Raw genomic sequence first — 26,679 nt, forward strand, 5'->3', positions numbered from 1 at the left:
TCCGGGTGGGCCGGCCCGTCCCAGCCTTTCGAAATCTCTCGAAACGAAGGGGATACGAGGGTGCACGCCCTCCGGTCCTGCGGAGCCGTGCGGCCGGGCAGAGCCACGGAGGACGCGGAGCCGAGGACGCATCGGTCGACACACATCGGATGACGCCGACCCCGCGCGTCGGCCGGGCCCGACAGCGAGCGAGCGGATGCCGCTCGGGAGGGTCGAGGGCCGGCGCCGGGCAGGGATGTTGCCGGGCTTCAGGTCACGGTGCACGAGACCGCACGCGTGAATCGCCTCCAGGGCCTCCGCCCGCGCCGCGCCCAGCCCTCGCCATGCGGTCTCCCCCATGGGGCCTTGCTCAGCGAGGAGCTCCGACAACGTAGGTCCGGCGATGTAGGCAGTGGCCATCCAGGGGGGCCGGCGCCTCGGGATCGGCGTCGATCACCTGCGCGGTATGGAACCCGCCGACCCTGCGGGCGGCATCGGCCTCTGCACGGAACCGGGCACGGAAGTGGGGATCCGCTGCCAGCTCCGGCCGGGCGACCTTCACCGCCACCGCACGGCCACCCCGCGAGCGGGCCAGATACACCGTCCCCATGCCACCCGCGCCCAGTTCGCGCTCCACCGCAAAGTCGCCCACGTGCTCCGGCAGATCCACGCCGCCCCCTCGCGCCCGCGCACCCCAGCCTCCCTGGCGTGCCATGCCACGCGCCAGTATCACCGAGTGCACGGCCGATAATCTACGCACGACCCATGGACTACGGCTCCACACCCAGTGGCTCTTTGCGCAAGGGGCGTTCCCGCGTCCCGGGCGTCCTCAACCCTCGCCGAAGCCGCGAAAGGTACCGTCGCCTCCCATGGGCCCGAGGCATCACCCCCAACATCGCCCGCCGTGGCACACCGCACGGCTTTGGCCTGTGCAAAACCGGTGGTTCGTCGAGCGCACTTTCGCCTGACACCACCAGTTCAATCGCTGCGCATCTGCTATGAGATACGCGCCGACCTCCACCTCGCACCCTCCAACTCGCCTGCACCACTCTCTGCTTGAGACGCCTCAGAACCACATTCTGAAACGATCAGTTAAGTCCTGCACATCATTGTCGATCAGGTGGTCGTCTTGTGGTCAGGCTGAGGCCATGACCATGAGGCTGTCCCGCGGACGCTGTTCAACGAGGTGTGCGGGACGCTCCCACGTGCCGGATTCGACCTGCCGTCGGTGGACGCGGCCGACGGGACGGGCTGCGCGTACGCACGGAGGCCGAGTGCGTGGTGGTGGGCTGGGTACCGGGCAGCGAGTTGGCCCCCGCCGGGCGTCAGGACACCGAGTACGAGGGCATCCGCGCCGCGCTGCGGCAGTCGCTGCTGGGAATCCTTGCCCAGGCCGGCTACCTGGTGCAGGCCGACCCGGGCGGCGAAGTGCGGGTGAGACCAAACTGCCCGCTGCTCCCCAGGCCTGAAGGGTGCCGCCAGGCGGAAGAGGTGGGACGACCGGGCCGGCGCGGGCTACCGGAACGGGGCGGGCTGCGTCGTGGTCGTCATCAACCGCCGTCGGTGAGCTGGGATGGAACGCAGGAGACGCGCGGCGCGGACTGCACCAAGTCGAGGCGGCCCGCCGGACGTCCGCGTTGTGTCATGCACCGGTCTCACCGGCTGGACCTCGTCCGGCGCCGTGGGCGGCCGCGTGAGCGGCAGTGGCCGTCGTCTCTCGGGCCGCGCCGATCGCGCGGAATCAACACACGATGCGGGGCACGTCGTTGCTCTCCTGTCGTTGTGGGAGGGCGGGGGCGGGCGGTGTGAAGCTGGTCCAGGCGGTGCGGGCGGGCAGCGGATGGACAGTGCGGCCGGCGACCGCGTTGAGGATGACGGCGGCCCGGTGGGCTCCGAGGCCGAGGTCGGGCGTGCCGACGCCGTGCGTGTGCAGTTCGGCGTTCTGCACGTACAGGCCGCCGGTGAGGGCGGGCCGGGTGGCGACCCGGTGGTGCAGGTCCACTCGGTAGCGGCCCTGCTCGTCCCAGTCGATCAGGTGGGTGATCGGATCGAGTACGGCGGGTCGGACCGCGCGGTAACCGGTGGCGAGGACGACCGCGCCGGTACGGATCACCCTGTCGGTGCCGGAGTCGGTGTGCCGGCAGCGCAGTTCAAGGGTGCCGGTCGGGTCGGCGGTGGCTTCTGTCACCGCCATGCCAGGGACGATCTCGACCGGCTCGACGTCGATCGGCTGCCCGACCGTGGTCTGGTAGAGGTGGTCGTGGATCTCGGCGAGGGTCTCGGCGCTGGCCGCCTTGTACAACTGCCACTGCTCGCCGACCAGGCGGTCGCGTACGGCGGCCGGGAGGTGGTGGAAGTAGCGGGTGTAGTCGGGGGTGAAGTGTTCCAGGCCCAGCTTGGAGTACTCCATCGGCGCGAAGGCACGGGTCCGGGTGAGCCAGCGCAGCCGCGTGCCGTCACCGGCGCGGGTGCGCAGCAGGTCGAGGAAGACCTCGGCGCCGGACTGGCCGGAGCCGAGGATGGTGATGTCCTGGACGTCGGACAGTGTGGAGCGACGATCCAGGTACTGGGCGCAGTGCCAGACCCGGGGGTGGTCGGCCAGGGCGTCGAACGCGGAGGGCCGGTGCGGTTCGGTGCCGACTCCGAGGACGACGTTGCGTGCGGTGAGCTCCTTCCCGTCCGCGGTGACGTGGAACAGCTCGTCGGTGGTGTTCCAGTGCACCGAGCTGATCGGCGTACCGAAGCGGCAGTTGGGCAGGCGTTCGGCCGCCCAGCGGCAGTAGTGCTCGTACTCGCGGCGCGGCAGGTGGAACCGCTCGGTGAAGTAGAAGGGGAAGAGCCGTTCCTGGTGCCGCAGGTAGTTGAGGAACGACCAGGGGTTGGTCGGATCGACGAGGGAGACGAGGTCGGCCAGGAACGGGACCTGCATCCTGGCTCCGTCGATCAGCAGGCCGGGGTGCCAGCGGAACTCGGGGCGGGCCTCGCAGAACAGCGTGGTCAGGTCCGGTACCTGGTCGCACAGCGCGGCGAGCGAGAGGTTGAACGGGCCGATGCCGACGCCGAGCAGGTCGTACGGTGCGGTCGGTGGCTGGTTCATGAGGTCACGGTCCTCCTGGCAGACGGAGGTTCGCGGGTCATCAGGGCGGCTCTCTTGTCGGGGAGGTCGATTTCGGCCGCGCGGCGGAAGCCGGCCTTGCGGAACGCCCGGATGGACGGGGTGTTGCGGACGTCCGGCTCGCCGACCAGCCGGGGTGCGGAGCGAAGCAGGTGGTCGGAGAGGGCGGTGAGCAGGATGCTGCCGAGCCCCCTGCCGCGTGCCTCGGGCGGCCCGAGCAGCAGATGGATCCCAGTGTCGTGGGGGCGGGAGGGGTAGTGGCGGGCGAACGGGTCGAGGTCGGCGCGGTACACCTCCCAGTAGCTCATCGGCGTGCCGTCGAGCAGGCCCACGCACGGGGTGCTGCGGCCGTCGCCGGACATCTGGGCGGTGACGTGTCGCTCGGTGCGCTCGGCCGGCCCGTCGAGCGCCCAGTACGCCGCGACCGCCGGGTCGTTCATCCAGTCGGTGACCAGGGGAAGGTCGGTGGGCCGGACGGGGCGGAGCCGGAACTCGCCGGCCGTGGTGGTGAGGGCGCAGGGAAGCGCGTGGCTGGTCACGGCGCGGCAACCGGGTTGGGCAGGGTCACGTACACCGACTGTGTCGACACCGGGCCCACCAGCTCGTCGAGGCCCTTGAGGCGGGTGAGCAGGTTGGCCTTGCAGCGCAGGGTCGGCGCGTCAAGCAGGTGGGCGGGCAGGCGGGAGCCGGTCGCGGCAGCGGCGGGGCCGGCGAGGAACCGGCGCAGGAGACCGAGCAACCGGTCCTCGTCCGCGAGGCGCTGGGAGCCGAACGCGCCGATCAGGCCGAGCAGGTGGTTGATGCCGAGGTAGTAGCAGAACCGCTCGTCGGCGACCTGGTCCGGGACGAAGGTGTCGCTGGCGGCACCGATGCCGGGCAGGCGGGCCGACAGGTCGCCGGCTTTGGACTGGCGGAAGTAGTAGCCCTGGTTGTCGCGGTAGCGGCCGCCGACGGGCCAGCCGTCGTCGTCCAGCAGGATCAGGGTGTTCTGCTGGTGCGCCTCCAGGGCGATGCCACCCTGGCCGTCCAGCCAGAGGATGGGCAGCACGACCGCGTCGAGGTAGCGCCGGAACCAATCGGCGGCCACGGCTGGCAGCGGCTGGGCGGTATGGGCGGCGAGGCCGCGCAGCACCCCGGCCAGGGCGGAGTCGAGCGTGTCGCCCAGCGGCTGCTCGGCGACCAGTCCGGCGACGCAGTGCACTCGGTTTTCAGGACCGAACGGCTGGCGGCGCAGCACCGTGTCCAGGCCGGTGGGATCGGTCAGTCCGGGCGCGTCCAGGCCGATCCACGCCGTGTCGCGGACGATGTCGAAGCCGGGGTGCGCGGCCCGCCACTCGGCGGCGAGGCCCGCCTCGAGCAGCCGGTGCACCTCCAGGCCGCGGTGCAGCTCCTTGCGGAGGTTCTCCCGGCGGGAGTTGGTGATGCGCAGACCGAGCGAGAGTTTGAGCATCCACGGGGTGCCGGGGCGGAGCACGGTGCGGACCGAGGAGGTGGGGTGCCAAGGCTCCCCGTGCGGGCCGAGGTCGTGCAGCAGGCCTTGCTCCAGCAGCGCCGCGACGGCCGGGCGCAGGGCGAGCTCGCCGGCCTGCCAGGGGTGCAGCGGCAGTGCGGCGGTGCCCGGTGGCAGGACGGTCGGGTCGCCGAGCAGGCGTGCGGTGAGCTGCTCGGCGGCGAGCGGCTCGGCGGAGTCGGCGGCGAGGAGCTCTCGGTCGACGGCCCACCAGTGCAGGCGGAAGGCGCCGTGGGTCTCCGGGGAGTAGGCGGCGCTCTGCGCGGGTGCGAGGCCGTCGCGGCCCTTGGGCGCGGGGTGCTGGGGGTGCCCGAGCAGCAGGGCCTGCTCGGCGCGGAGGAAGGGCAGGTGCCCGGGGTCGGCCGCGGTGCGGCGGTACGCCAGGATGTCGGCCGTGCGGACGACCGAGTCGGCGACCTGGGCGACCAGGGCGGCGAGGTGACCGCCCTCGCCGCCCTCGGTGGTCGCGCCGATGAGGGCCGCGAGGGTGACCGCGTCGAGGCGGCCGGGCGGGACCGACTCGGCCGCGCCGCCGGTGTCGAGGGTGACCGTGCCGAAGCGGTGCCAGCCGCACGGTGACCAGTACGACACGGGAGCCACGATCCAGGCGGCTCCCTCCAGCACCGGCACGCGCAGGACTCCGTCGGGGTCAGGCGTGGCGCCGGTCTCGCGTACCCAGCAGCGCAGCAGGGTCTCGGCGGCGGCGTGCTCGGCGGCGACGGTGGGATCCGGGTGGAGTAACGGATCGGTGCTGGGCTGCTGGGGCGTGCCGGGCGGGGTTCCGGTGAGGACGGTGCTCATCGCTGCTGACTGCTCCTTCGGGCGGCCGGACGGACCTGACCGGCCCATGGCTATCTGTGTCCGACCACGTGCCACAAGATCTGTTACTCCTGACGCCCGAGCACCTCACCCGCAGGGGTGGCTGGAGAAGACGCGGACGGCTCTCGGTGCCGGAGACCGCCGGATCGTCGGCCTCCGGCAACGTCGGGCCGCTGTACGGCGGTCCGGTGCACGTCGGTCCGGTGTCGACGGGCACGAAGGCCACCGCCGTGTGCAGGCTTGACCGGGTATCCACCGAGCTCAGCCAGCCCCCGCAAGCACGCCAGACAGGGACGAACATGAGCGTCTTCGCCACCATGGAATCCGAGGTCCGCAGCTACAGCCGGGCCTGGCCCACCGTCTTCACCACCGCCCAGGGTGCGGAACTGCGTGACGCGAACGGCCGTACCTATCTCGACTTCTTCGCGGGTGCGGGCGCCCTCAACTACGGCCACAACCCACCCGAGCTGAAGGCGGCCCTGCTGGAGTACCTGACCGGCGACGGCATCACCCACGGGCTCGACATGCACACCACCGCCAAGGGCACCTTTCTGGAGCGCCTGCGCGACCTGGTGCTCACCCCGCGGGCTCTGGACTACCGCGTCCAGTTCCCCGGGCCCGGCGGCACCAACGCCATCGAGGCGGCGCTCAAGCTCGCCCGCAAAGTGACCGGGCGGCACACCGTCGGCTATTTCGAGCGCGGCTTTCACGGCATGACGCTCGGCGCCCTCGCCGTCACCGCCAACCCGGCCAAGCGCGCCGGGGCGGGTGTACCGCTTCCCCACACCGTGCCGCTCCCCTTCGACGACCCCGCCGACGACGACCAGAGGGCCGTCACCCGACTGGTCCAGGCATTGGAGACGGCGGTCACCGACGGACGGCTCGCCGCCGTGGTGGTGGAGAGCGTGCAGGGTGAAGGCGGGGTCAACCCGGCCCGTCCGGCCTGGCTGAGGACGCTCGCCTCCTGGGCCCGGGAACACGGCACTCTGCTGGTGGCCGACGACATCCAGATGGGCTGCGGACGCACCGGCCCGTTCTTCTCCTTCGAAACGTCCGGAATCGTGCCCGACATCGTCTGCCTGTCCAAGTCGATCAGCGGCTACGGGATGCCCATGGCCCTCACCCTGATCCGCCCCGAGCACGACGTGTGGTGTCCGGGTGAGCACAACGGCACGTTTCGGGGCTACAACCCGGCCTTCGTCACCGCCACCCGGGCGCTGGAGGTCTTCTGGTCCGACGGCGCCCTCCAGGCCAGGACCGCGGCCCTGGCCGACCGCGTGCACCGCTCCCTCACCGAGACGGCCCGCCGTCACGGTCTCTCCGCCCCGCGAGGACGGGGTCTGGCCTGGGGCCTTGTCCTCGACCGCCCGGGTGCGGCCCGTGAGGTCTGCGACGCCGCGTACCGCGCCGGGCTGCTCCTGGAAACGGCGGGGCTGCAGGACGAGGTGGTCAAACTGCTGCCGCCGCTCACCGTGACGGACGGACAGATGGAGCGGGGCCTGGCGGTGCTCGACGAGGCCGTCGCGACCGTGGCCGACACCGGGGACCTGGCGATCCGGCCATGACCCCGCCCACCCCACGAAAAGCGGAGGCCCCGCCCGCACTCCCCGGTCAGCGAGTCCGGAAGCGGCGGTAGAGGCTGCGGGCCACGTACACGCCCGGTCCTCCGAAGCCGACGATGTCGAGGCGTCCGTCGCCGGTGATGTCGGCGAGGAAGCGGGGGTGGTGTCCGACCCGCCAGGCGCCGGCGGCATCGTCGTACCCGAAGCCGCGGCAGACCAGTCGGGCCTGTTCGAACGTGCCGTCGCCGAGGTTGTGCGCCACCCATACCCCTGCGTCGCCGAAGCCGACGATGTCGGGGTTGCCGTCACCGGTGACATCGGTGAGGAAGCGCAGATGCTTCGTGGCCGTCCATCCCTGGGCGGTGCCGAAGTCGTTCAGGACGAGCTTCGAGGGCGCGAAGGTGCCGTCGCCGCGGCCGCGTGCGACGACGACGCCGTGGCGGCCGAAGCCGACGATGTCCGTCGCCCCGTCGCCGGTGGTCCTCAGCAGGAACCGGGGGTGTTCCTCGGCCGAGGTCCACCCCTGGTCGGTCCCGAAGTCGTCGAGGACGTACAAGGGCTCGGCAAAGCCGCCGTCTTCGTCCTGGCGGGAGATCCAGACGCCGTCGTCGTGGCAACCGACGATGTCCAGCCGGCCACTGCCGGCGGTGTCGGCCAGGAAGCGGGGGTGCTTGTCGGCCAGCCAGCCGCCGGCCTTCTCGCCGTGGCCGAAAGCACGGAGAGCGGGCTCGTCGGGGAGCGGGGTGAACGTTCCGTCCTCGTCCTGGCGGGAGATCCAGACGCCGTCGTCGTGGCAACCGACGATGTCCAGCCGGCCGCTGCCGGCGGTGTCGGCCAGGAAGCGAGGGTGCTTGTCGGCCAGCCAGCCGCCGGCCTTCTCACCGTGGCCGAAAGCACGGAGAGCGGGCTCGTCGGTCGCGGCCTTGAACGTCCCGTCCTCCTCCGGGGAGTACACCCGGACACCGTCGGTGGCCAGCACCACGATGCCGGGCCGGCCGTCGCCCGCGGTGTCCGCGAAGGTCCACAGGTCCGCGCGGTGCGGCGAGGCCGCGGGCGGATGCAGGACGCGCTCCTCGTCCTCGAACGTGCCGTCACCCCTCGCGGCCGCCGTCACCACCCCCTTGGCCGGCTTGAGCGCGACGATGTCCGCCGGCGCCTTGCCGGCGGTCTCTGCGAGGAACCGCGCACCGAGCCCGGCCCACGAGCCCGGCTGTGCGCCGGGGCGGGGCGCGGCCCCTTCGCTCGTCCAGCCGCCGGCGTCCTGGTCGCTTCCGAAGCTCTCGAGGACCAGCAGTGGATCGCTGAAGGAGGGTGTCGTGTCGGGTGCGGGCCGCAGTGCCGCCGAGGGAGCCAGCCGCCAGGACTGCCGGCCGTTCCAGTGCGCCAGCCGTGTCCAGCGCAGTACGGGGTCGCTGACGCGCTCGGGCTGGGCCGGCACGAGATGCCACCGTTGACTTTCCGCGTCCTCGTCGTACGCGCGCGCGACGACCGGGGTGGTGCCGTCTTCGGCGGGCGCGTCGGGGTCGGCATCGAGATCGAGGGCGAGGACGATGTCGTCGGCCGCGCTCTCGATCACATAGTGATCGGCTTCGCCCTCGACGGCGACGAGCCGCCACTGCTGGGTCTTCCTGCCGTCGGTGGCGTCCGCCTGCCGGACGCGGCCGCCTGCGGTGGCGGGCTGTTCGAGTACCGTGCCGCCGGCCACGTCGCGGATCACGTAGACCTGTTCGTCCTGCGCGGACGGCACGGGGACGATCTGCCATTGTCCCGGGGGCGGACCGTTCTCGGGGAGCGCACGGACGACGAGCGCCCCGCCGTTCCCCGGCGCGGCCCTGACGTCGAGGGTCTTCCCCGTGGCGGCGTTGACGATCTCCAGTTTCAGTTCTTCGGTGGGCACGGGCATCGTGGTGCCTCTTCCAGGCGGTGCGGACGGTGGCTCGGGACGGGTGTCGTGCGGCGGCGGCCGTCGATCACGTGAAGACGTGGTGGTACGGGACGTTCCACTCGCTGGGCAGGCGCGGGTAGAAGGTGTTGATGACCGTCCCGGTGAAGTCCCCGCCCCAGTTCTGGGTGAGGCGCACCTCGCTGTTGGCGGTCACCGCGTGGTCCTTGAAGCCGAGGATCGTGTCGGGGTGGGTGATGGGTACGAAGGTGATGCCGCCCCACGGCGTGACCGTGACGACCCAGAGCTGGGTGTCCTCGGGGGCGCCGTTCTTGCCCCGCCACTTGTCGCCGACCTTGTCGGGCAGGCCGACCTGGACGGTGTCGGCCGTGCTCTGAGGGGCGTCCTGATGGACCGTCATGCGCCTGCGCTGTGGCCTGGGCGTGCCGTCGTCGCCGCGTCCGATGTCCGTTCCGCCCGCGTCTGCGGGCTTGGGCGTCGCCTGACCGGCGGCGCTCTCGATGAAGTACAGGGGGCGCTGTCCGAAGAAGCCGGCGGGGGTGATGTGCCAGAGGTGGCCCTTGGCCTCCTTGACGGCCTCGTCGAGGGCGGTGGCGAGCTGGACGCCCTTGTCGTGGCTCTCTTCGCCCAGCTCGGCAGGCCGCAGATAACCGCCGTTGAAGGCGTGGACGAGCATGACCGGACGGTTCTCGACCAGCGCCGCCACGATCGCGTTGTCGTAGCTGTTCACCGCCACCGGGCCGCCGACCACCAGATTGGACATCGTCGTGCGCTCTTGCGTGTACATCGCGGAAAACTCACCTGCTCATCAGCGTGGGGAACAATTCTTCGGACAGTCGAGGAAGCGGTTTATCCAGCGGCTTTCCGTATTCCTCGCCCGCCGCAACGACCGAGGTCACGGTACTGGGGAGCAGAAGCACCGGAAAGTCATCAATCGGGTGACGCGGGCGATGAAAGGTTACTTCTGCGGCGTTTCGGAAATCCTCGCCGAAAATCGATCACTCGATGGAGTGCGGCGAGGTAAATCACCCTCCCGGCCGTGCAGGAGCCGTGATAATTTCGGCCGCCGTAACATGCTCCGTTTTCTGTTCACATTTCATCGAGCGTGGTTCGGCCGAGATTAGTCGAGGACGGGTAGATGCCTTCCACCGCATACAGTCTGGTAGACGCCATGCGTCAGCCGCTGACGAAGAAGAACCTGCGGGAACTCAACATCCAGCAGACCTGGCAGGCCATCCTGGACCACCCCAACCTGGTCTACGTCGACCCATCCGGTGTGAAGCACAAGCCCGTCGGGTTCTCCGTGAACAAGTCGAGCTTCGGCGCCTTCTCGGGGACCGCGTTCCAGATGGGATGGCTCGCCTACATGAACCTCGGGGAGCCGCTGATCGAGGTGCGGGGCGACATCGGCCAGCCTCCGCCCGACACGTTCTCCTCACGCACCTATGTGAACCGTAGCGACACCGAGATGACCTTCAACGATTCGGTCGACTTCACCGTCTCCAACGGGGTCACCTGGTCGCTCCACGGGGACGCCAAGCTCACTTTCGGCGGCAGCGTCGGCGCTTCGCTGCAACTGCAGTTGCAGAACCAGCTCCGACTGGACCTGCAGTCGCAGCTCGCCGCGTCGTCCCAGAACGGGACGGCGAACCGGAACGGGGAAACCGTCACCAAGAAGAACAGCAAGGACAGCGTGGGCACGGACGTCGCCACCACCAGCGAGACGTCCGCGAGCAGTTCCGCGACGAACTCCTCGTCGAACACGATGACCAACTCGGTGGGCTTCACGACCTCCGGCAGTGCCACCGGCAACGCGTCGCTCAACGCCTCGCTTGCCCTCGGCATCGCGGCCACCGTCGGAGGTTCCCTGACCACGAGCTGGGCCTCGAAGTCGCAGATCTCCGGGAAGGTGCCGCCGAACTCCCGCGTCCAGACCGTCGTCACGCAGCGGCGCACCCGCAAGCAGTACACCTACGAGATCCCGGTGAGCTTCTCCGGACTGATCGCGGTGGAGTACGACGTGCCGGTGAAGGTCCTGTCTCCCCCGCAGCCCGGCACCCATCCCGGGCTGAGCCGGACGGTCGCCCGCGACATCAGCGATATCGACCTGGCACCCGGCGGCTTCCGCATGAAGGGACTGGCCGAGGTCGTCTCCGCTCTCGACGTCCACCACACCATGCTCAATGTCGAGAGCCTGTCCGCCAGCCAACAGACGCTCTACAAGCAGCCCTGACCGCGCGGCACCGCCGCCACAACCACCAGAGGTGACGACGATGGTGTTCGACAACATCTTCCACTCCGCGGGCAAGGGCGCCGGGCTCTTCTCCGTGACCACCGACGGCACGAAGCCCCAGCCAGGTGAGGGCGTCGACTTCGAGGACTCCGACGACGACACCTACGACGACACAAGCACCAGCCTGTTCGGCAACGCGATCCACGGCGCCTCCTCCCGGGCGAAGATCGTGCAGGAGACCTCACCCGAAGCCCGGGCCGTCCTGGGCTTCCTCGGGTCCTTCATCCAGACCACCCAGGCGTCCGCCGGCGCCCAAGCGCAGTTCGCCCAGGATCCCGGATCGGTCAGCAAGGCGGCCTCCGCGGGCATGCAGGAGGCGAGCGCGACGGTGAAGGAGCACGGCGACCTCCAGAAGGACGAGGACCTGGAGAGCAGGCCGAAGAAGAACGACTTCAGCAAGCCGCCCAAGACCCCGGAGGCACCCAAGGCCCCGGAAGCGCCCAAGGCGCCCAAGGCGACCGCACCGAAGCCGTCCTGATCCCAGGAGGGTCGGAGAGCCGGAGAGCGCGTGGGGCGCATGGGACGTGTGTGGGGGCAGGGACGAGACCGTCCCTGCCCCCACGCCCACGCTATTCGGGAAGCATCTGCCACTGCCGGCCTCGGTGGTCGCCCTCCGCTCCGTACTGCTTGACGGACACGCGGGCGTTGGTGTCCACCCGTAGCAGCAGACCGCTGTGGTGATTGGCGATCTCGAACACCCTTGGGGCGTCGTGCGCCGGGCCGGCCGGGATCAGCCTCCAGTGCTGGTGGTGCGCGTCGCCGCCCTCGTAGGCCCGCTGCGCGACCGCCGCCCCGGCCGCCTCCTGCGCGTCGGCGACCTCCAGGACCTTGCCGCTGCGCACGTTCTCGATCCGGTACAGCACCTCGCCGTCCACCTGGCCGGCCGCGATCAGACGCCACCGCTGGTGGCTCCTGGGCGCGGCGAGCACCTGGTGCACCTCGGCCCCGTCCTTGAGCGACTCGCGGTGAACCCCGATCCGCAGTCTGCTGCGCACATTCGCCCAGGAGACCACCGCGCCCGAGTCGGGCATGCCGGCCATCTTCTCCGATGTGACCTTCCGGATCCGGTGGTTGCCGTGGTCGGCGATGTAGAGGGTGTCGACACAGTCCACGGCGAGCCCCATCGGCTCGTTGAACTGCGCCGAAGCGGCCGGGCCGCCCTCACCGCCGAATCCCGGGGCGCCCGTGCCAGCAACTGTGGAGATAACGCCGTCCACCGAGATCTTCCGGATCCGGTGATTCTTGTAGTCGGAGATGTACAGGGCGCCGGTGCTGTCCAGGGCAAGCCCTTGGGGGCGGTTCAGCCGGGCCGAGGTCGCCTGCCCGCCGTCGCCGCCGAACCCCGCGGCACCCGTGCCGGCGACCGTGCTGATGATCCCGTCGGCCGAGATCTTCCGGACCCGGTGGTTGCTGGCATCAGCGATGTACAGAGCACCGGCGCCGTCCACCACCATCGCGAACGGGGCCCTGAGAGGGGCCGAGACCGCGGGGCCACCGTCGCCCCCGTAGCTCGCGGCGCCCGTGCCGGCGATCGTGCTGATCTTCCCGTCGGTGGTGACTTTCCGGATCCGGTCGTGGCCCCACTCGGAGATGTAGAGCACACCTGCACTGTCCACCACCACCCCGTACGGCTGGTTCAGCCGGGCCGAGGTCGCCGCACGGCCATCGCCGCTGAAGCCCGCGACCCCCGTGCCGGCGACCGTGCTGATGATCCCGTCGGCCGTGACCTTCCGGACCCGGTGATTCTGGTCGTCGGCGATGTAGAGGTTGCCCTCGCTGTCCAGCGCCACCCCGCGCGGATGGTTCAACTGCGCCGACACCGCCGCGCCGTTGTCCCCCCGGTGGCCCGGCGTTCCGGTCCCCGCGACCGTACTGACCTTCCCGTCGCTGGTGATCTTCCTGACGCGGTGGTTCTTGTAGTCGGAGAAGTACAGGGTGCCCGTGCTGTCGATCGCGATCCCGTACGGGCAGTTCATCTGCGCCGAAACGGCGGGCTCGCCCTCCCCTTTGAACCCCGCGGCTCCCGTTCCCGCGACCGTGTGGATCACCGGGGCGAAGCCGCCGTCTTCTGTGGAGGAAATGCTCACCGGCGCCCTCCCATCTTCCGGCGGACCGCTCCCCGCCACCGCTTCGGACACTTCCGGGCCAATTCCATGCCGCACCCCTTCTCCGACGTCGGCTTCCGCTCATCCGCCCCGAGGCGGACCGAGAGCCGATCTTGCTGTCACCCTGGGCACAGAGAAAAGGGGAATGTGTGTGCAAACGGGAGTTTCAGACACATACTCCAGGAAGCAGGATGGTTTCTCCTGCTCACACAAGGCCCTCACTCCTGATCCCGCTAGGAGAAGCAGGCCGAGACACGACCACCCACACGAGCGGCAGTTGGGAAGACGGCGGCGAGTCGCCCGCCCGCGTGGTCACCGGACGCGGGACGTTGCGACGGCCTGGCAGGGCCGTCGCACGCGGTCGGCCTGCACGGCCACAGGTACGCCATCGCCGCGATGCTCTGCGGTACCGCGCTCCTCCCCGGGCCGGGTGACGATCGTGACCTGCACGTCCAGGACATCACCCTGCTCACCGCCGACCGTCACCGCTGAGGAGATCTGCCGGGCGCCCCGGGAGGTCTCCGCCGAACTGCGGCTGCGGCTCGGAGTCACAGCAGCCGCCCTTGCCGACGAGACCTTCGTCGAAGGGGCCCGCGCCTACTGCGGCCTCCGGGAACTCGGTACAGCCGTTGGCGCTGAGATTGATCACGGTTGGCGAGCACATCGGGCGGGGCGTCCACCGGGGTTCGCCCAAAGCTCGCCGGGCGGGTGCCGGGGTTGGCTACGGCCCGCCTTGAGGACCGCGGATGCCCGAGCGGCCTGCCCGCGCTCCGAGAGCTCGCACCGTCGCTGAACGCGCTGCCGATGACGAGTGGGCGGCCTCACGCGAGAAGGCGTCGCTCCCCACCGGCCGCCGCGTCCTGGGCATAGGCCCGCTGGACGGCGGCTCGCACCGTGCCGGTGCCCCCAGATGCGCCACCCGTCGGGGCGGTTTAGAGCCGTGGCACGGACCGTTGCTTCCCCCGCTCGCGGGGATGGTCCCGCCACTTACGAAGAACACGACCTAGCACTTCCCTGATCCCCGCAGCCGCGGGGAGCAGTGGTCCGCCAGACTTGCGGCGACGGGTGCGAGGGTGCGGGCGGCCACCATGCCGGGACGGCTGAGCCCCGCCGAGCGTCGTTGGGGGCCACCGGCGAGCAATCTTTCTCCGCGATGGCACCGAATAGAGGGTGAAAGGGACGAACGTCCGAACGCGATCCGGCTTCACGCCGGTGATACCTCCCCGGAAGGGGATGCATCGCGATGACAGTCAAGCGCTCAACCCGGCTCACCACTCTCCTGGCCCTCCCCGCTGCCCTCACGCTCGCCGTGGCGGCCCCGGCACTGGCCCACGACACGAACGACGCGGGCCAGAAGTCGCAGCACGGCCAGAGCTACGAGGTCGACCTGCGGGAGCTGAACGACTCAGGTGCCCGCGGAACCGCGCAGCTCACGCTGGACGGCCGTCAGCTCACGGTGAAGATCGACGCCCAGGGCCTGGTCCCGGGCCAGCCGCACGCCCAGCACATCCATGGATCCACTACCGGGCACGACTTCACGTGCCCTGACGCCAGTGCCGACAAGAACCGCGACGGCATCGTCACCACGGCCGAGGGTCTGCCCGCCTACGGAGACATCAACATCTCCCTGACCACCAAGGGCGACACGACCAAGGCCAGCGGTCTCGCCGTCGACCGGATGCCGGTCGCGGACAAGGACGGCAACCTGTCCTACTCGCGGACCATCACCGTCTCCCAGGCAGTCGCCGACAACATCACGTACCTGCACGTCGTTCAGCACGGAATCGACCCGAACGGCAACGGCATGTACGACTTCGGCAAGGGCAAGAGCGAGCTCGACCCCAAGCTGCCCCAGGAGGCCACCGCCCCCGCCAACTGCGGCGCCATCGAAGGCCACAGCGGCGGTTCCATGGGCATGAACTAGCCCTCGGCGAGAAGGGGCACCCACAACCTTGGGGCCACCCTTGTCCCGCCACCATGACGGCCTCGGCGGCAGCTCACCACCGAGGCCGTCACCATGCTGGAGAATCACTTCTGTGACAGACAACGTCCGCGGTAACAGGCTTCCTGAGCTCTACGCCGACCTCCCGTCGCTGATGAAGAAGGTGGCTGAGGGCGACCAGGAGGCGTTCACCGAGGTTTTCCATGCCGTGTCGGAACCGGTCTTCGGCATCGTCAGCCGTGTCCTGCGCGACCGGGCCATGTCGGAAGAGGTCGCTCAGGAGGTTCTGGTGGAGGTGTGGCGGACGGCGCCCCGTTACGATCCAGGCCGTGGGTCGGTCTTCGCGTGGGTGCTCACCATGGCTCACCGGCGGGCGGTCGATCGTGTCCGGTCGGAACAAGCCGCGTCGTCGCGTGAGGAACGCGCCGCACTCCTTGATCGCGAGCCCGAGTTCGACGAGGTGGTCGAGGAGGTCGAGGCACGGTTCGAGCGTGACGCCGTCAGGTCCTGTCTGCGAGGGCTGAGCGCATTGCAGCGACAGTCGGTGACGCTCGCCTACTACAGGGGGCTGACCTACCGAGAAGTCGCCGAACACCTCGCCCAGCCGCTGGGCACGATCAAGACCCGACTGCGCGACGGCCTGATGAAGCTGCGCGACTGCCTGGGGGTGACGGCATGAACCCGGACGACCTGCACATGCTCTCCGGAGCCTATGCGCTCGACGCGCTCGGCGACGCCGAACGCAAGGCGTTCGAACGGCACCTGGCCGACTGCGTCTCGTGCACCCGGGAAGTACGAGAGCTCTCCGAGACGGCAGCGCGGCTCGCGCTCGCGGCGTCCGCACCCGTCCCCGCGTCCCTGCACGACAACGTCATGCGGCAGCTCCCTCTCGTACGCCAACTGCCGCCCGAGGTGCACGTGGACCCCGTGCCGCGGCCGAGGCGTCGAGGTGCCGGCCGTACGGGCCTGGTGTGGGCGCTGGCCGCGAGCATCGCCTCGGCGGTCATCCTCGGTGGTACCGCCGTCGTGCAGACGAACGCCGCTCGCGACGCGGAGCAGGACACCCAGCGCGTCCAGCAGGCGGCAGACGCCGTGGCGGCCGTTCTGTCCGCTCCCGACGTCCAGCTCGCGGTGACACGCCTGCCGGGGCAAGCCACCGGCACCGTGGCGGTGTCCAAGAGCCGCGACCGGGCGGTGTTCACCGCGACCGGGCTGGCCGAACCGCCCGCCGGGAAGGTGTACCAGCTATGGTTCGACGACCGGGGCACCATGCGCCCGGCCGGTCTGTTCGCACCCGACCGGGCCACCACGGTGACCCTTCTCGACGGGCCGGTGGGCCAGGCGACCGGCATGGGCATCACCCTCGAACCGGCCGGTGGATCTCCCCAGCCCACCAGCCCTCCGCTCACCCTCACCGCCTTCGCCACTGCCTAGAGGAAGGCACGCGACGGGACGCGATGCCGTGCCGACCGTGCGAGCCCCCTGCGGCAGATGCCCGGGCCCACCGGGATTCCCTCGCCCCGGAGCCCTGCCGCCGGGGCGACAGGGCTCGGGCTGCCCGGCGGGCCGGGGTCAGTTCTGGTCGAGGGGGAGGGCGATGTCGGTGACCCGGCGGGATGCGGGGAACGAACCGATGAGCTCGGCCTGTCCGTTGAGGACGTCCACCTTGTAGAAGCGGTGGCTGCCGCCGGACGTGAGGGCTGCGAACCCGTGGTTCGTGCCCTTGCGGGGGGAGTAGTAGATGTCGAAGCCGGCCGACGGCCCGGCGTCGACGCCGAGACCGCCGGTGGGGGCGAGGGTGCCGGCGTTGGCCGGCGACTGCAGGGAGACGCGGTCGTTGGCGGTGTCGATGTCGAACAGCGTGGTCGACGTCGCGGTGTCGAGGTCGTTGTTGGTGTAGGCGGCCCCGGTCACGCCGAGTGCGGTCGACGGCGGCATGGTGGGGTTGGTGAGCGTGCCGTCGACGGTGGTGGTGAGCGGTGCGGCCGAGTCGTCGATGTTGTGACGCAGGTTCTGGCCCGTGTCGCTGATGACGCGCAGGCGGTTGGCCGCCGGGTTGAAGTCGACGCCGAAGTACCTGCCGGAGAGTGCGACGGTGAGCTGGGAGACCTTGACGGCCTGCGCGTTCTTGTCGAGGGTGTAGACGCCGCCTCGGTCACCGACGCCGTACAGCTTGCCGTTCTGGACACGGAAGTCGATTCCGACCAGTTTGGTGTCGGATCGCAGGCCGCTGATGCGGCCCAGGTCCCACAGGTCGGAGGGGTCGTGCACCCGGAAGCCCACCAGGCGCTGGTCCTCGGTGAGGCCCACGGACATCAGGCCCTTGTCACCGCCTCCCCAGCCGCCGCCACGGGCGTCGGCCGCGATGGCGGAGGGGACGGCCGTCAGCACCGAGGCGGCGAGTGCGTAGGCGATTACTGCTGTGCGCATCATGCGTCTCCGAGATGGTCCAGACCAGGCCACGGTGGCCACGGTGAAGTGAGCGGGCCGGCCGTCGCGGCGCTGCCGTTGTGCGGTTGAGTGCGCGGTGTGACGAACTCGGACATTCATCCCTACACGCGACATCTCGCAGCTCCCCATCACGCTCACTCGCCGGCACCTCGGGCACCGCGCGGGCCCCGACGAGGTCCGCGTACGTGATTCGGCTGTGGCGGTGCCCCGGCTTGGAGGAGGCGATCACGTTCACTCGAAGGAACCAGCCGGGTCGGCACCCAGGGCACACACCCGACGCGCTCAGTGGGCGGCCGCGCCCCATTCGGCGTGCCGTCCCAGCGTCTCGTAGAGCGACTCGTCCTCGGGCGCGGCAACCGGCGGCGGCAGTGAGGTTCTGCGGGCTTCCGCCCTCGCCTCTTGCAGGAGTCGAAGGAACTCTTCGTCGGTCATGTCACTCACCGCCTTTCACGTCTGTCACCCTTCATTCGGCGCCACCGCCCGCGCGGATGGCCAGGTTGAGGCACCCCCAACACCTCCTCCTTATTGCGCATAATTCGCATTAAGGTGCACCCATGCCTGAGTGGCGTAACGGCATTTCGTGTCGACGATGTTTCCGGACCACTCCGCCGGGCGCTCACCCGGCTTCACCTGCGCTTTTACCAGAGCCCTCTCCTCGCATCACGCTGTGTCGTGATTTTCCGACCGCTTCGGTGACGCTGCGCTCATGCTTTTCTACGGCTTACGCAGCCTGCGCGTGGTGATCCACGCGGCGGCTCGGTCCGGCATCCCTGCGCGAGACCGGCCGCCCTCGCTCGGTCACCACCCCCACACGTGCTGAACCCCCGCTTCCCGCCGCGTATCCGGTCGGGCCGGATGGGTTCGCAGCCGAAAGGACAAGCCGTAAATGTCCCGTTCCAAGAGGCCCGGTAAGCGCGTCGTCGACCAGTCGCTCCTCGTCCTGGGCGCCGGCGCTCTGGCCACCGGCCTGGCGGTGCTCACCCTCGCCCCGAGCACCAGCGTCGCCTCCAGCCACCGCGAGGCACCCCTCATCGCCGGTGACCCGCGCGCGGACAACACCGACGTGTACGCGTTCACCAGCCCCGACCGCAGTGACACGGTGACCCTCGTCGCGAACTGGATCCCGTTCGAGGAGCCGAACGGCGGGCCGAACTTCTACCCGTTCGCCGACGACGCCTGCTACACCATCAAGATCGACAACACGGGTGACGGCCGGCCGGACGTCACCTACACGTGGAAGTTCCGCAACGAGATCCGCGACGCGGCCAACCAGTTCCTGTACAACACCGGACAGGTCACGTCCCTGAACGACCCGGACCTGAACTTCCGGCAGTTCTACGACCTCACCGTCACCGACGCGCGTGGCCAAACCCGTACCCTGCTGCACGACGCGCCCGTCGCACCGTCGCGCACGGGCGAGGCGTCCATGCCGAACTACGGCGCCCTGCGCAACCAGGCCGTGCTCGGTCTGCAGGGCGGCGGCAGGGCGTTCGCGGGTCAGACCGAGGACCCGTTCTTCGCCGACCTGCGGGTCTTCGACCTCCTGTACGGCGGCGACCTCAGCAAGCGCGGCCAGGACACCCTGGCCGGCTACAACGTCAACACCGTCGCCCTGCAGATCCCCAAGAAGGACCTGGCGCTGCGCGGCAACGCCACCCGTAACCCGGTCATCGGCATCTGGTCGACCACCGAACGCCGAGGCGCCCACGTCACCGGCGGCCACCCCGAGGCCAAGACCAAGGACGGCTTCCGGCAGGTCTCCCGGCTCGGCAACCCGCTGGTCAACGAGGTCGTCGTCCCGCTGCAGTTCAAGGACGCCTTCAACTCCATCTCGCCCGACCAGGACCGCACCGTCCAGCCGGTCGTGGACAAGGTGTACGACCCGATCCTGCCCAAGCTCATCCAGCAGGTGTACGGCATCCCCGCGCCGGCCACTCCGCGCAACGACCTCGCCGAGATCTACCTCACCGGCATCTGCAAGGCGTGCGGCCCGATCCAGGCCGACCTCAACGCCCACAGGCTCAACCAGGACGCCGACCTGCGGCAGATCGTCCCGGCGGAGGAGCTGCGCCTGAACATGGCCGTACCGCCGACCGCCCGGCCCAACCGTCTCGGCGTCCTCGCCGGTGACCTGGCCGGCTTCCCCAACGGCCGGCGCCTGGCCGACGACGTCATCGACATCTCCCTGCAGGCCGTCGAAGGCGCCGCCCAGACCGGTCAGCTCGTCCCGGCGCTCGCGGAGGGCGACCGCGTCAACGCCAACGAGGTCGCCTTCGGCCGGTCGTTCCCGTACGTGGCACTCCCGCACACCAAGAACGTCAACCGCTCCGGCGGAGGCAGCGGCGTGCAGCAGTCCTCGCTGAAGCCGGCCCAGGCATCCGCCTTCGGCGCTATGGGCGCACTGCTGCTCGGCGTGGGCGGCTACCGCGTCTGGCGGCGCCGCCGTACCGCCTGACGTACGTGACCTGGTGGGCACGGCACTCGCCGTGCCCACCGGGGGCGCCCGTTGCCCGCCCTTGCACGACCGGAGGATCAGTGCCCGGCCAGATCACCTGCGTCCCCGAACCGCCTCGCAGGCGCAGACACCTGCGCAGTACGGCGGTCACCCTCGCTCTCGGGGCGGTCATGTTCGTCGTCGGAGCCGTGGGCCTTGCTCCGACCGGGCCCTCGCCGACCGGCCCGACCGGGAACGCGTCGCAAAGTGCCACCGCGGGCCGGGGGACCGTCGCCGCGCTCCAAGAACGCGTACGCCGGCTCCCGAAGGACCCCGGTGGGTGGGCCGTCCTGGGGATGGCATACGTCCAGCAGGCCCGTGCCACCGCCGACCCGGCCACGTACGACCGGGCGGAGAACGCGCTGCGGAGATCTCTGAAGCTCCAGCCGTCCGGCAACGACCAGGCGGAGACCGCCATGGGCGCGCTCGCCGCCGGGCGTCACGACTTCGAGGAAGCGCTCGACTGGGCCCGGAAGGCCACGACGACCAACCCGTACAGCCCGACCGCCCACGGCGTACTGGCCGACGCCCTGACGCAGACGGGCCGGTACGAGGAGTCGTACCGGACTGTGCAGCGCATGGTCGACCTGCGACCGGACAGTGCCTCATACGCCCGCGCCTCCTACACGTGGGAGCTGCGGGGCGACCAGCGCCGCGCCCGCGAGCTGATGACGCGCTCGCTCAGAGCGGCGGCGACCACGGACGAGAGGTCCTTCGCCCGCGCCCATCTGGCGCTCCTCGCCCTTGAGGACGGGGACCCGCGCGCAGCGATCGAGCAGGCGAACGCCGGACTCAGGGAGGCCCCGCGCGACACCGCCCTCCTGGAAGCCCGCGCCCGTGCCCACACGGCACTGGGCAACGCGGAACCGGCCGTCAGCGACTACACCTCCGCCATCTCGATCGCTCCCTTGCCGCACTACCTGCTCGGTCTGGGCGAACTCCAGCAGTCGCTCGGGCGTCCCGAGCAGGCAGAGGCCCAGTACGCGATCCTGCGTGCCCAGGAACGGATCCGCGCTGCGAGCGGCGGCCCCGCCGACGTCGACGCCGTCCTGTTCGAAGCCGACCACGGAGATGCCCGCAAGGCCGTCACGATGGCCGGCACAGCGCTGGCCGGAAGGCCCTTCATCGCCGTCCACGACGCCTACGCCTGGGCCCTGCACCGCGCCGGCCGCGACACCGAGGCACTGGAGCACGCCGACCGGGCCCTCTCCCTGGGCACCCGCAGCGCCCTCTTCCACTACCACCGCGGAATGATCCACCTCTCACTCGGCCACCTCGGACAAGCCCGGGACGACCTCCGGCGGGCGCTCTCCATCGACGCGCGCTTCCACCCCCTGCACGCCCCCGAAGCCCGCAACGCGCTCAACAGAATCGACGACACCGCATGATCCCGACCCTCCTGCGCACGTCCGCCGGCGCGGCAGCGGCCCTTCTCATCGCCGGCGCCTCGGCCCCCGCCGCACAGGCGCACCCGCTGGGAAACTTCACCGTCAACCACCACACCGGGCTCGTGCTGCACCCGGACCGCGTCGACGCCCTCCTGGTCGTCGACCGGGCCGAGATCGCCGCCATGCAGGAGCTCCCGGCCATCGACCGCGACCACGACGGCAGGGTCTCGCCGCAGGAGTCGACGGCGTACGCCGGCAAGAGCTGTGCCGCCCTCGCCGCGCGGTTGCACGCGACGGCCGACGGCGTGCCACTCCGCTGGGCTCCCGTCACGACCTCCACCCTGACCCACCATCCAGGCGAGGCCGGGCTGAAGACCAGCAGGCTCGAGTGCACCCTCACCGCCACCGCCGACCTGCGCTCCCCGGCGCACGTCGAGCTCCGCACGTCCTACGACACCCGGCGTATCGGCTGGCAGGAGATCACCGTCCGCGGCGACGGCGTGAAACTCCTCGAGGCGGACGTGCCGGCCAGGTCGTCGACCGATGAACTGCGCCGTTATCCCGAGGATCCGCTGGCCACCCCCTCGGACCAGCGAACGGCGTCGCTCCACACCGCACCCGGCCACAGCGGGCCGGGCTCCTCGACGCGGAGTGCGTCCGACGACTCCGGCCCTGTCGGCACGGTCATGAGCAAGGTCTCCTCGGCCTTCGAGTCCCTCGTCGGTTCACGGGAGCTGACCGTGCCGGTCGGGCTGCTGGCTCTTGCCCTGGCCATCGTGCTGGGGGCGTCCCACGCGGCTCTGCCCGGCCACGGGAAGACCCTCATGGCCGCCTACCTCGCCGGGCGCCGTGGCACGCCGAAGGACGCGGTCACCGTCGGCGCGACCGTCACCCTCACCCACACCGGCGGGGTCCTCGTCCTCGGTCTGGCACTCCCCCTGGCCACCCACCTGGCCGGCGAGACCGTCCTGACCTGGCTCGGTATCACCAGTGGCCTCCTGGTCACCGCCATCGGACTGTGGCTGCTGCGCTCAGCCCTCTCCCACGAGGACACCGGCCATCACCACGGGCACGGGCACGGGCACGGCCATGGGCATCACCATCACGGCCATGCTCACGGTCACCACCATCACCACGGCCCGGACCATGGTCACCCCGGGCACGGGCACCACCATGCCGAGCACGACCCCGCACCGGTCATCCCCGACCGCCGCCACCCCCACACCGAGAACGACCAGGGCAGCTCCGTCGCCCTGCTGACGAAGCAGGACCACGACCACCCTCACCCTCACCCTCATCCCCACCCCCACAAGCCGGCGGCCGCGCGTACCACTCGGAGCGGTCTCATCGGGATGGGGATCGCCGGCGGACTGGTACCGAGTCCGTCCGCTCTCATCGTCCTCCTCGGCGCCGTCGCACTGGGCCGTACCGCTTTCGGCGTCCTGCTCGTCCTCGCCTACGGCCTCGGGATGGCCGCCACTCTCACTCTCGCCGGGCTTCTGCTCGTACGGCTGCGCGACCGCGTCGAAGCCGGGCTGAAAGCCGCCGCGGCCGACCGCTGGCAGCGGGTACGGCGCATGTCCCGCTACGCGCCGGTCGGCACCTCGGCACTCGTCCTCGTCGTGGGCCTCGGGCTCACCGCGCGCGCCGCCATGGGCCCGGGGTGACCCAGCGGCGACCCGACCGGTATGGGCCGTTCGCGCGATTCCGCTCGGCCGCCGAGTCCCGCGTACCGAAGTAACAGAGCAACGCCCGTGCCGGCCGGCACGGAAGAGAAGGGCAGGACCTGATGGGCACGGAACACATCGACACCAGACTCCTGAGGGAGCTGACCGAGCAGTCACAAGACCTCAACAGCGATGCGCTGCGCGTCACGCGAGCGGCGCTGACGGACTTCACCGAGGCCGCGCAGCCCGCTCGCCGCTACTGGTGGCAGCGCCGCACCACGGTGCTCGGCGCGGCGGGCGCCGCCACGCTGCTGGGGGCCGGGCGCGCGATGGCCGCGACCAGCAACGACATCATGGCGCTCCAGACAGCCGCGTCGCTGGAGAACCTGGCGGTGGACGTCTACCGGACCGCGGCCGGTCTGCCGTTCATCAAGAACGGCAACAAGACCGTCGTCGCGTTCATCACCAAGACGACCGAGCAGCACACCGCGTACGCCAAGGCGTTCAACGCGGCGGCCACCAAGGCCGGCGGGAAAGCCCAGAACGGCCCCGACCCCAAGTACGCGGCCATCGTCGAGGAGAAGCTTCCGACGATCAAAACCCCGGCGGACGTCGTGGAGCTGGCCATCACCCTCGAAGACGTCGCGGCGCAGACCTACACCAAGAACATCGGACAGGTCCAGGACCGCAACCTGCGGCAGCTCTTCGCCTCCGTGGCCCCGGTCGAAGCCCAGCACCGGGCCACGCTGCTGGCCGTGCAGGCACTGCTGGCCGCCGACATGCCCGAACTGATCGCCATCCCCACCGACGTCGCCAAGCTTCCGGCGGCCTCCGGAAAGGTCGGGTTCCCCGACGCCTTCTACCCGACCAAAAACGCCTCCCCGGTCAACGAAGGGGCCGTGAAATGAGCAACCGCGAGGGCGGCTGGGAGCTGCCCATCAGCGAGGGTGAACTCTCCCGCCTCACCTCAGAGATGCGTGATGCCCACGAGGCGACCCTGCCCGTCATGCACGCCTCGGCACGTGACATGGTGGAGGGACTGTTCGACCTCAAGCGGACCGGCACGGAGCCCGAGCCGGAGCAGCCTTCCTTCCTGGGGCGCCGGGGCTTCCTGATCGGCGCCGGCGCGTCCGCGGCCATGCTGGCCCTGGCCGCGTGCGGCGGTGGTGACACCGACATCAAGGCCGCGGCCCCCAGCCCGTCGGCGTCGCCGGGCGCCGGGCGTTACACCGGCGATCTGAAGGTCGTCGCCCTGGCCGCCGCCCTGGAGAACCAGGCCGTGGGTGCCTACCAGGCCGCTCTCGCCGCGGCCAAGGCGGGCAAGCTCGGCACCGTACCCCCGGCCGTCGCCACCTTCGCCGAGACCGCCATGAGCCAGCACCGGGACCACGCCGAAGCGTGGAACGCGATTCTGGCGGCGGCCGGCAGACCGAAGATCACCGGGACTCCGCTGTCCAACCATGACGACGTCGTCAAGGCCCTGGGCCAGGTCAAGGACGTCCCCGGTGTCGCGAAGCTGGCACTCCAGTTGGAGGACCAGGCCACCCAGACGTACGTCTTCGCCACGTTCAACGTGACGAACATGGACGGTGTCAACACCGCCGCCACCATCGCCCCCGTCGAAGCGATGCACTCCGCGATCCTGCACTTCGTCCTCGGCCAGTACCCGGTGCCCGACGACTTCGTCCGCACCGACAAGGCCGCCAGCCCCGACCTCCTCACCGTCTGAGCTCCTCACCGCCTGAGCTCCCCAGGCCACCCGGTACCCCCTCGGACCGGTGCCTGATCACCCGACCGGCGGGGGCCGGCCGCCCCGCCTGGCCCCCGGCTTCGCGCACACATCCCGGAGAATCCCTTGCTCGCTCGTCCCCGCCTCCGCAGACGGCACACGGTTCTGACGATCGCCCTGCTGTGCACCCTCACCCCACTCGTCGGCTGCACCGACTCCGGAGGGTCCGCGCCCGCTTCCCCGTCGCCATCGCCGACCTCAGCCACGGCTGTCCAAGAAGCCCGCATCGTCATCAAGAACTTCCGCTTCGAACCGGCGAACCTCACCGTCGCACCGGGAACCAAGGTCTCCGTGGTGAACGAGGACTCCAGCCCCCACACCGTGACAGCCGAAGCCGCCGACTCCTTCGACACCAGCACCATCGAAGGCGGCAGGACCGCCACCTTCACCGCGCCGCCCACCGCGGGCACGTACCGCTACCTCTGTGACATCCACCCGTCCATGAGGGGCACCCTCACCGTCCGCTGACCCGCACGGCCACGCGGCCCCTCACGCCGGAGCAACCTCATGCCCCACGATCCGACTCGGCCGGACACCGCACACCGGAAGCTTTGCGCGGTCGCCCGCGTCCTGGCCGCGGCCGGCCTCGCCGTCGACGCCTACCTCCACGCCCACCTCGCCGAACGCTACGACGCCGTCAGCGCCACCATCAGCCAGGGCACCCTCTTCAGAATCGAGGCCGCCGTCGCCGCGCTGGCGGCGCTGCTGGTCCTCGTCTGGCGCCGCGCCCTGGCAGACGCCTTCGCCTGGACCGTCGCAGCGGGCGGACTCGCCGCGCTCCTGCTCTACCGCTACGTCGACGTCGGCGAACTCGGCCCTCTGCCCAACATGTACGAACCGGCCTGGTTCACCGACAAGAACATCGTCGTCGCGGCGCAGGTGGTCGCCCTCGTCGCCACCTCGCTGCTCCTGCTCACCCGTCGACGCCGACGGCATCACGCCTGACTTCGTCCCGGCCGGTATGACGGGCCCAGAGGATCAGCGGGATCTGGAGGGGGAGCCTCCCGTAGGCGACGGCTCTCGCCTTCGTCGAGCGGGTACGCCAGTCGTAGGCCATCTTGACGTTCGCCGGGAACACCCCGGCGAAGAACAGGGCGGTGGCCCGGGCACTCGCCCTGCGGGTCGCCGGTAGCGCCAGACCGGCGGCCAAGGCCAGTTCGGCCACACCGCTGGCCGCGGTCCAGGCGCGGGGGCTGCCCGGCAGGGAGCGCGGAACGATGGAGTCGAACTGCTTGGGCGCGACGAAATGAGCAACGCCTGCCGAGGCCATCAGCCCGGCGAGCAGGAGCGCGGAACGTGCGGGGGTCATGGGGGTCCTTCGGCCAGGGAGGCGGGCAGGAGCAGTCGCGAAACGTGACCGCAGACTTTACTGGACGGTAAGTATGCTGTTGACGGGCTCCTCTGTCACGTCATTGGCATGCCCCCCGGAGACCGTGAGTCCGTGACGCGCGGGGGCAGGCCCCCTGAGAAACGAAGGCCGGCGGTCAGGCACCCTTCGGGGGTGAGGATGCCGGACCACCGGCTGCTACGGGCCCGGAAGGGCGCCGAACGGCGCCCGCCGTTACTTGGGCATGAGGACGGTGTCGACGATGTACACGTGGGCGTTGGCGGTCTTGACGTTGCCGCAGACGACCTTGGAGGTGTCGTTGACGGTGTAGTCCT

General features: G+C 70.4%; 22 protein-coding genes and 2 pseudogenes. 13 read left to right on the forward strand and 11 right to left on the reverse strand.

Annotated elements, in window-relative coordinates:
• Positions 1–237 precede the first annotated feature (237 nt).
• The 4 genes and pseudogenes from ABZ135_RS20180 to ABZ135_RS20195 all read right to left on the reverse strand — a co-directional run.
• Positions 238–589: pseudogene (locus ABZ135_RS20180) on the reverse strand (serine/threonine protein kinase); the annotation flags it as partial.
• A 1,131-nt stretch (positions 590–1,720) separates the two neighbouring features.
• Positions 1,721–3,076 carry a SidA/IucD/PvdA family monooxygenase gene (locus ABZ135_RS20185; protein ID WP_356697575.1) on the reverse strand — a complete coding sequence of 452 codons (1,356 nt, stop codon included), beginning with the start codon at positions 3,074–3,076 and terminating at the stop codon, positions 1,721–1,723.
• On the reverse strand, positions 3,073–3,738 hold the full coding sequence (locus ABZ135_RS20190) for a GNAT family N-acetyltransferase (protein WP_356697599.1): 666 nt from the start codon (positions 3,736–3,738) through the stop codon (positions 3,073–3,075). The genes ABZ135_RS20185 and ABZ135_RS20190 overlap by 4 nt, the downstream gene beginning before the upstream one ends.
• Positions 3,630–5,405, reverse strand: a complete 1,776-nt coding sequence (locus ABZ135_RS20195; protein ID WP_356697576.1) for an IucA/IucC family protein — start codon at positions 5,403–5,405, stop codon at positions 3,630–3,632. Before ABZ135_RS20195 ends, ABZ135_RS20190 begins: the two co-directional genes overlap by 109 nt.
• Before the next feature lie 317 nt (positions 5,406–5,722).
• Between ABZ135_RS20195 and ABZ135_RS20200 the strand changes: the two genes are divergently transcribed.
• Positions 5,723–6,988, forward strand: coding sequence for an aspartate aminotransferase family protein (locus ABZ135_RS20200; RefSeq protein WP_356697577.1), 1,266 nt, complete (start codon positions 5,723–5,725; stop codon positions 6,986–6,988).
• Between the two features lie 46 nt (positions 6,989–7,034).
• On the opposite strand, the gene ABZ135_RS20205 is transcribed toward ABZ135_RS20200, so the two are convergent.
• On the reverse strand, positions 7,035–8,888 hold the full coding sequence (locus ABZ135_RS20205) for an FG-GAP-like repeat-containing protein (RefSeq protein WP_356697578.1): 1,854 nt from the start codon (positions 8,886–8,888) through the stop codon (positions 7,035–7,037).
• Positions 8,889–8,955: 67 nt separating this feature from the next.
• On the reverse strand, positions 8,956–9,675 hold the full coding sequence (locus tag ABZ135_RS20210; RefSeq protein WP_356697579.1) for a hypothetical protein: 720 nt from the start codon (positions 9,673–9,675) through the stop codon (positions 8,956–8,958).
• A 351-nt stretch (positions 9,676–10,026) separates the two neighbouring features.
• Between ABZ135_RS20210 and ABZ135_RS20215 the strand changes: the two genes are divergently transcribed.
• Both ABZ135_RS20215 and ABZ135_RS20220 read left to right on the forward strand, forming a co-directional pair.
• Positions 10,027–11,121, forward strand: coding sequence for a hypothetical protein (locus ABZ135_RS20215; protein ID WP_356697580.1), 1,095 nt, complete (start codon positions 10,027–10,029; stop codon positions 11,119–11,121).
• Between the two features lie 40 nt (positions 11,122–11,161).
• Positions 11,162–11,659 (forward strand): hypothetical protein, encoded by a 498-nt coding sequence (locus ABZ135_RS20220; RefSeq protein WP_356697581.1) that lies wholly within the window; start codon positions 11,162–11,164, stop codon positions 11,657–11,659.
• Positions 11,660–11,750: 91 nt separating this feature from the next.
• Here ABZ135_RS20220 and ABZ135_RS20225 read toward each other — a convergent pair whose 3' ends face one another.
• Positions 11,751–13,157, reverse strand: a complete 1,407-nt coding sequence (locus ABZ135_RS20225; protein WP_356697600.1) for an RICIN domain-containing protein — start codon at positions 13,155–13,157, stop codon at positions 11,751–11,753.
• Positions 13,158–14,529: 1,372 nt separating this feature from the next.
• Here ABZ135_RS20225 and ABZ135_RS20230 point away from each other — a divergent pair.
• From ABZ135_RS20230 to ABZ135_RS20240, 3 genes and pseudogenes are all read left to right on the forward strand, one after another.
• Positions 14,530–15,198, forward strand: a pseudogene (locus tag ABZ135_RS20230) (hypothetical protein); the annotation flags it as partial.
• A gap of 124 nt (positions 15,199–15,322) precedes the next feature.
• Positions 15,323–15,907, forward strand: a complete 585-nt coding sequence (gene sigK / locus ABZ135_RS20235) for an ECF RNA polymerase sigma factor SigK (protein WP_356697582.1) — start codon at positions 15,323–15,325, stop codon at positions 15,905–15,907.
• Positions 15,904–16,662: an anti-sigma factor gene (locus ABZ135_RS20240; protein ID WP_356697583.1), complete on the forward strand. Its 759-nt coding sequence runs from the start codon at positions 15,904–15,906 to the stop codon at positions 16,660–16,662. The genes sigK and ABZ135_RS20240 overlap by 4 nt, the downstream gene beginning before the upstream one ends.
• A 138-nt stretch (positions 16,663–16,800) precedes the next feature.
• Here the strand turns inward: ABZ135_RS20240 and ABZ135_RS20245 are convergent, their stop codons facing one another.
• Positions 16,801–17,658, reverse strand: coding sequence for a DUF4394 domain-containing protein (locus ABZ135_RS20245; protein WP_356697584.1), 858 nt, complete (start codon positions 17,656–17,658; stop codon positions 16,801–16,803).
• Between the two features lie 303 nt (positions 17,659–17,961).
• A complete protein-coding gene (locus ABZ135_RS20250) occupies positions 17,962–18,111 on the reverse strand; it encodes a hypothetical protein (protein WP_356697585.1) in 150 nt (49 codons plus the stop codon).
• Positions 18,112–18,565: 454 nt separating this feature from the next.
• Here ABZ135_RS20250 and ABZ135_RS20255 point away from each other — a divergent pair, with 454 nt between their 5' ends.
• From ABZ135_RS20255 to ABZ135_RS20285, 7 genes are all read left to right on the forward strand, one after another.
• Positions 18,566–20,134 carry a DUF4331 domain-containing protein gene (locus ABZ135_RS20255; RefSeq protein ID WP_356697586.1) on the forward strand — a complete coding sequence of 523 codons (1,569 nt, stop codon included), beginning with the start codon at positions 18,566–18,568 and terminating at the stop codon, positions 20,132–20,134.
• Positions 20,135–20,469: 335 nt separating this feature from the next.
• Positions 20,470–21,561, forward strand: coding sequence for a tetratricopeptide repeat protein (locus ABZ135_RS20260; RefSeq protein ID WP_356697587.1), 1,092 nt, complete (start codon positions 20,470–20,472; stop codon positions 21,559–21,561).
• A complete protein-coding gene (locus ABZ135_RS20265; protein ID WP_356697588.1) occupies positions 21,558–23,228 on the forward strand; it encodes a sulfite exporter TauE/SafE family protein in 1,671 nt (556 codons plus the stop codon). Before ABZ135_RS20260 ends, ABZ135_RS20265 begins: the two co-directional genes overlap by 4 nt.
• 122 nt (positions 23,229–23,350) lie before the next feature.
• A complete protein-coding gene (locus tag ABZ135_RS20270) occupies positions 23,351–24,136 on the forward strand; it encodes a ferritin-like domain-containing protein (protein WP_356697589.1) in 786 nt (261 codons plus the stop codon).
• A complete protein-coding gene (locus tag ABZ135_RS20275) occupies positions 24,133–24,957 on the forward strand; it encodes a ferritin-like domain-containing protein (protein ID WP_356697590.1) in 825 nt (274 codons plus the stop codon). Before ABZ135_RS20270 ends, ABZ135_RS20275 begins: the two co-directional genes overlap by 4 nt.
• A gap of 126 nt (positions 24,958–25,083) precedes the next feature.
• Entirely contained in the window at positions 25,084–25,485 is a 402-nt protein-coding gene (locus ABZ135_RS20280) for a cupredoxin domain-containing protein (protein ID WP_356697591.1), read from the forward strand.
• Positions 25,486–25,524: 39 nt separating this feature from the next.
• The gene (locus ABZ135_RS20285) at positions 25,525–25,962 is read left to right on the forward strand and encodes a hypothetical protein (protein WP_356697592.1); all 438 of its coding nucleotides are present in this window, start codon (positions 25,525–25,527) and stop codon (positions 25,960–25,962) included.
• On the opposite strand, the gene ABZ135_RS20290 is transcribed toward ABZ135_RS20285, so the two are convergent.
• Entirely contained in the window at positions 25,931–26,326 is a 396-nt protein-coding gene (locus ABZ135_RS20290) for a hypothetical protein (protein ID WP_356697593.1), read from the reverse strand. The genes ABZ135_RS20285 and ABZ135_RS20290 overlap by 32 nt on opposite strands.
• A gap of 252 nt (positions 26,327–26,578) precedes the next feature.
• Positions 26,579–26,679, reverse strand: a 101-nt coding sequence (locus ABZ135_RS20295) for a fasciclin domain-containing protein (protein ID WP_356697601.1), incomplete at its 5' end; no start/stop codon positions are given.

This window comes from Streptomyces sp. NPDC006339 (assembly GCF_040612775.1).
GTDB lineage: Bacteria > Actinomycetota > Actinomycetes > Streptomycetales > Streptomycetaceae > Streptomyces.

Bases quoted from the DNA above. Each gene is read 5' to 3' on its own strand.
- ABZ135_RS20185 (WP_356697575.1), bottom strand. From the start codon at position 3,076: ATGAACCAGCCACCGACCGCACCGTACGACCTGCTCGGCGTCGGCATC.
- ABZ135_RS20195 (WP_356697576.1), bottom strand. From the start codon at position 5,405: ATGAGCACCGTCCTCACCGGAACCCCGCCCGGCACGCCCCAGCAGCCC.
- ABZ135_RS20200 (WP_356697577.1), top strand. From the start codon at position 5,723: ATGAGCGTCTTCGCCACCATGGAATCCGAGGTCCGCAGCTACAGCCGG.
- ABZ135_RS20205 (WP_356697578.1), bottom strand. From the start codon at position 8,888: ATGCCCGTGCCCACCGAAGAACTGAAACTGGAGATCGTCAACGCCGCC.
- ABZ135_RS20210 (WP_356697579.1), bottom strand. From the start codon at position 9,675: ATGTACACGCAAGAGCGCACGACGATGTCCAATCTGGTGGTCGGCGGC.
- ABZ135_RS20215 (WP_356697580.1), top strand. From the start codon at position 10,027: ATGCCTTCCACCGCATACAGTCTGGTAGACGCCATGCGTCAGCCGCTG.
- ABZ135_RS20220 (WP_356697581.1), top strand. From the start codon at position 11,162: ATGGTGTTCGACAACATCTTCCACTCCGCGGGCAAGGGCGCCGGGCTC.
- ABZ135_RS20225 (WP_356697600.1), bottom strand. From the start codon at position 13,157: ATGAACTGCCCGTACGGGATCGCGATCGACAGCACGGGCACCCTGTAC.
- ABZ135_RS20240 (WP_356697583.1), top strand. From the start codon at position 15,904: ATGAACCCGGACGACCTGCACATGCTCTCCGGAGCCTATGCGCTCGAC.
- ABZ135_RS20245 (WP_356697584.1), bottom strand. From the start codon at position 17,658: ATGCGCACAGCAGTAATCGCCTACGCACTCGCCGCCTCGGTGCTGACG.
- ABZ135_RS20250 (WP_356697585.1), bottom strand. From the start codon at position 18,111: ATGACCGACGAAGAGTTCCTTCGACTCCTGCAAGAGGCGAGGGCGGAA.
- ABZ135_RS20255 (WP_356697586.1), top strand. From the start codon at position 18,566: ATGTCCCGTTCCAAGAGGCCCGGTAAGCGCGTCGTCGACCAGTCGCTC.
- ABZ135_RS20260 (WP_356697587.1), top strand. From the start codon at position 20,470: ATGGCATACGTCCAGCAGGCCCGTGCCACCGCCGACCCGGCCACGTAC.
- ABZ135_RS20265 (WP_356697588.1), top strand. From the start codon at position 21,558: ATGATCCCGACCCTCCTGCGCACGTCCGCCGGCGCGGCAGCGGCCCTT.
- ABZ135_RS20270 (WP_356697589.1), top strand. From the start codon at position 23,351: ATGGGCACGGAACACATCGACACCAGACTCCTGAGGGAGCTGACCGAG.
- ABZ135_RS20275 (WP_356697590.1), top strand. From the start codon at position 24,133: ATGAGCAACCGCGAGGGCGGCTGGGAGCTGCCCATCAGCGAGGGTGAA.
- ABZ135_RS20285 (WP_356697592.1), top strand. From the start codon at position 25,525: ATGCCCCACGATCCGACTCGGCCGGACACCGCACACCGGAAGCTTTGC.
- ABZ135_RS20290 (WP_356697593.1), bottom strand. From the start codon at position 26,326: ATGACCCCCGCACGTTCCGCGCTCCTGCTCGCCGGGCTGATGGCCTCG.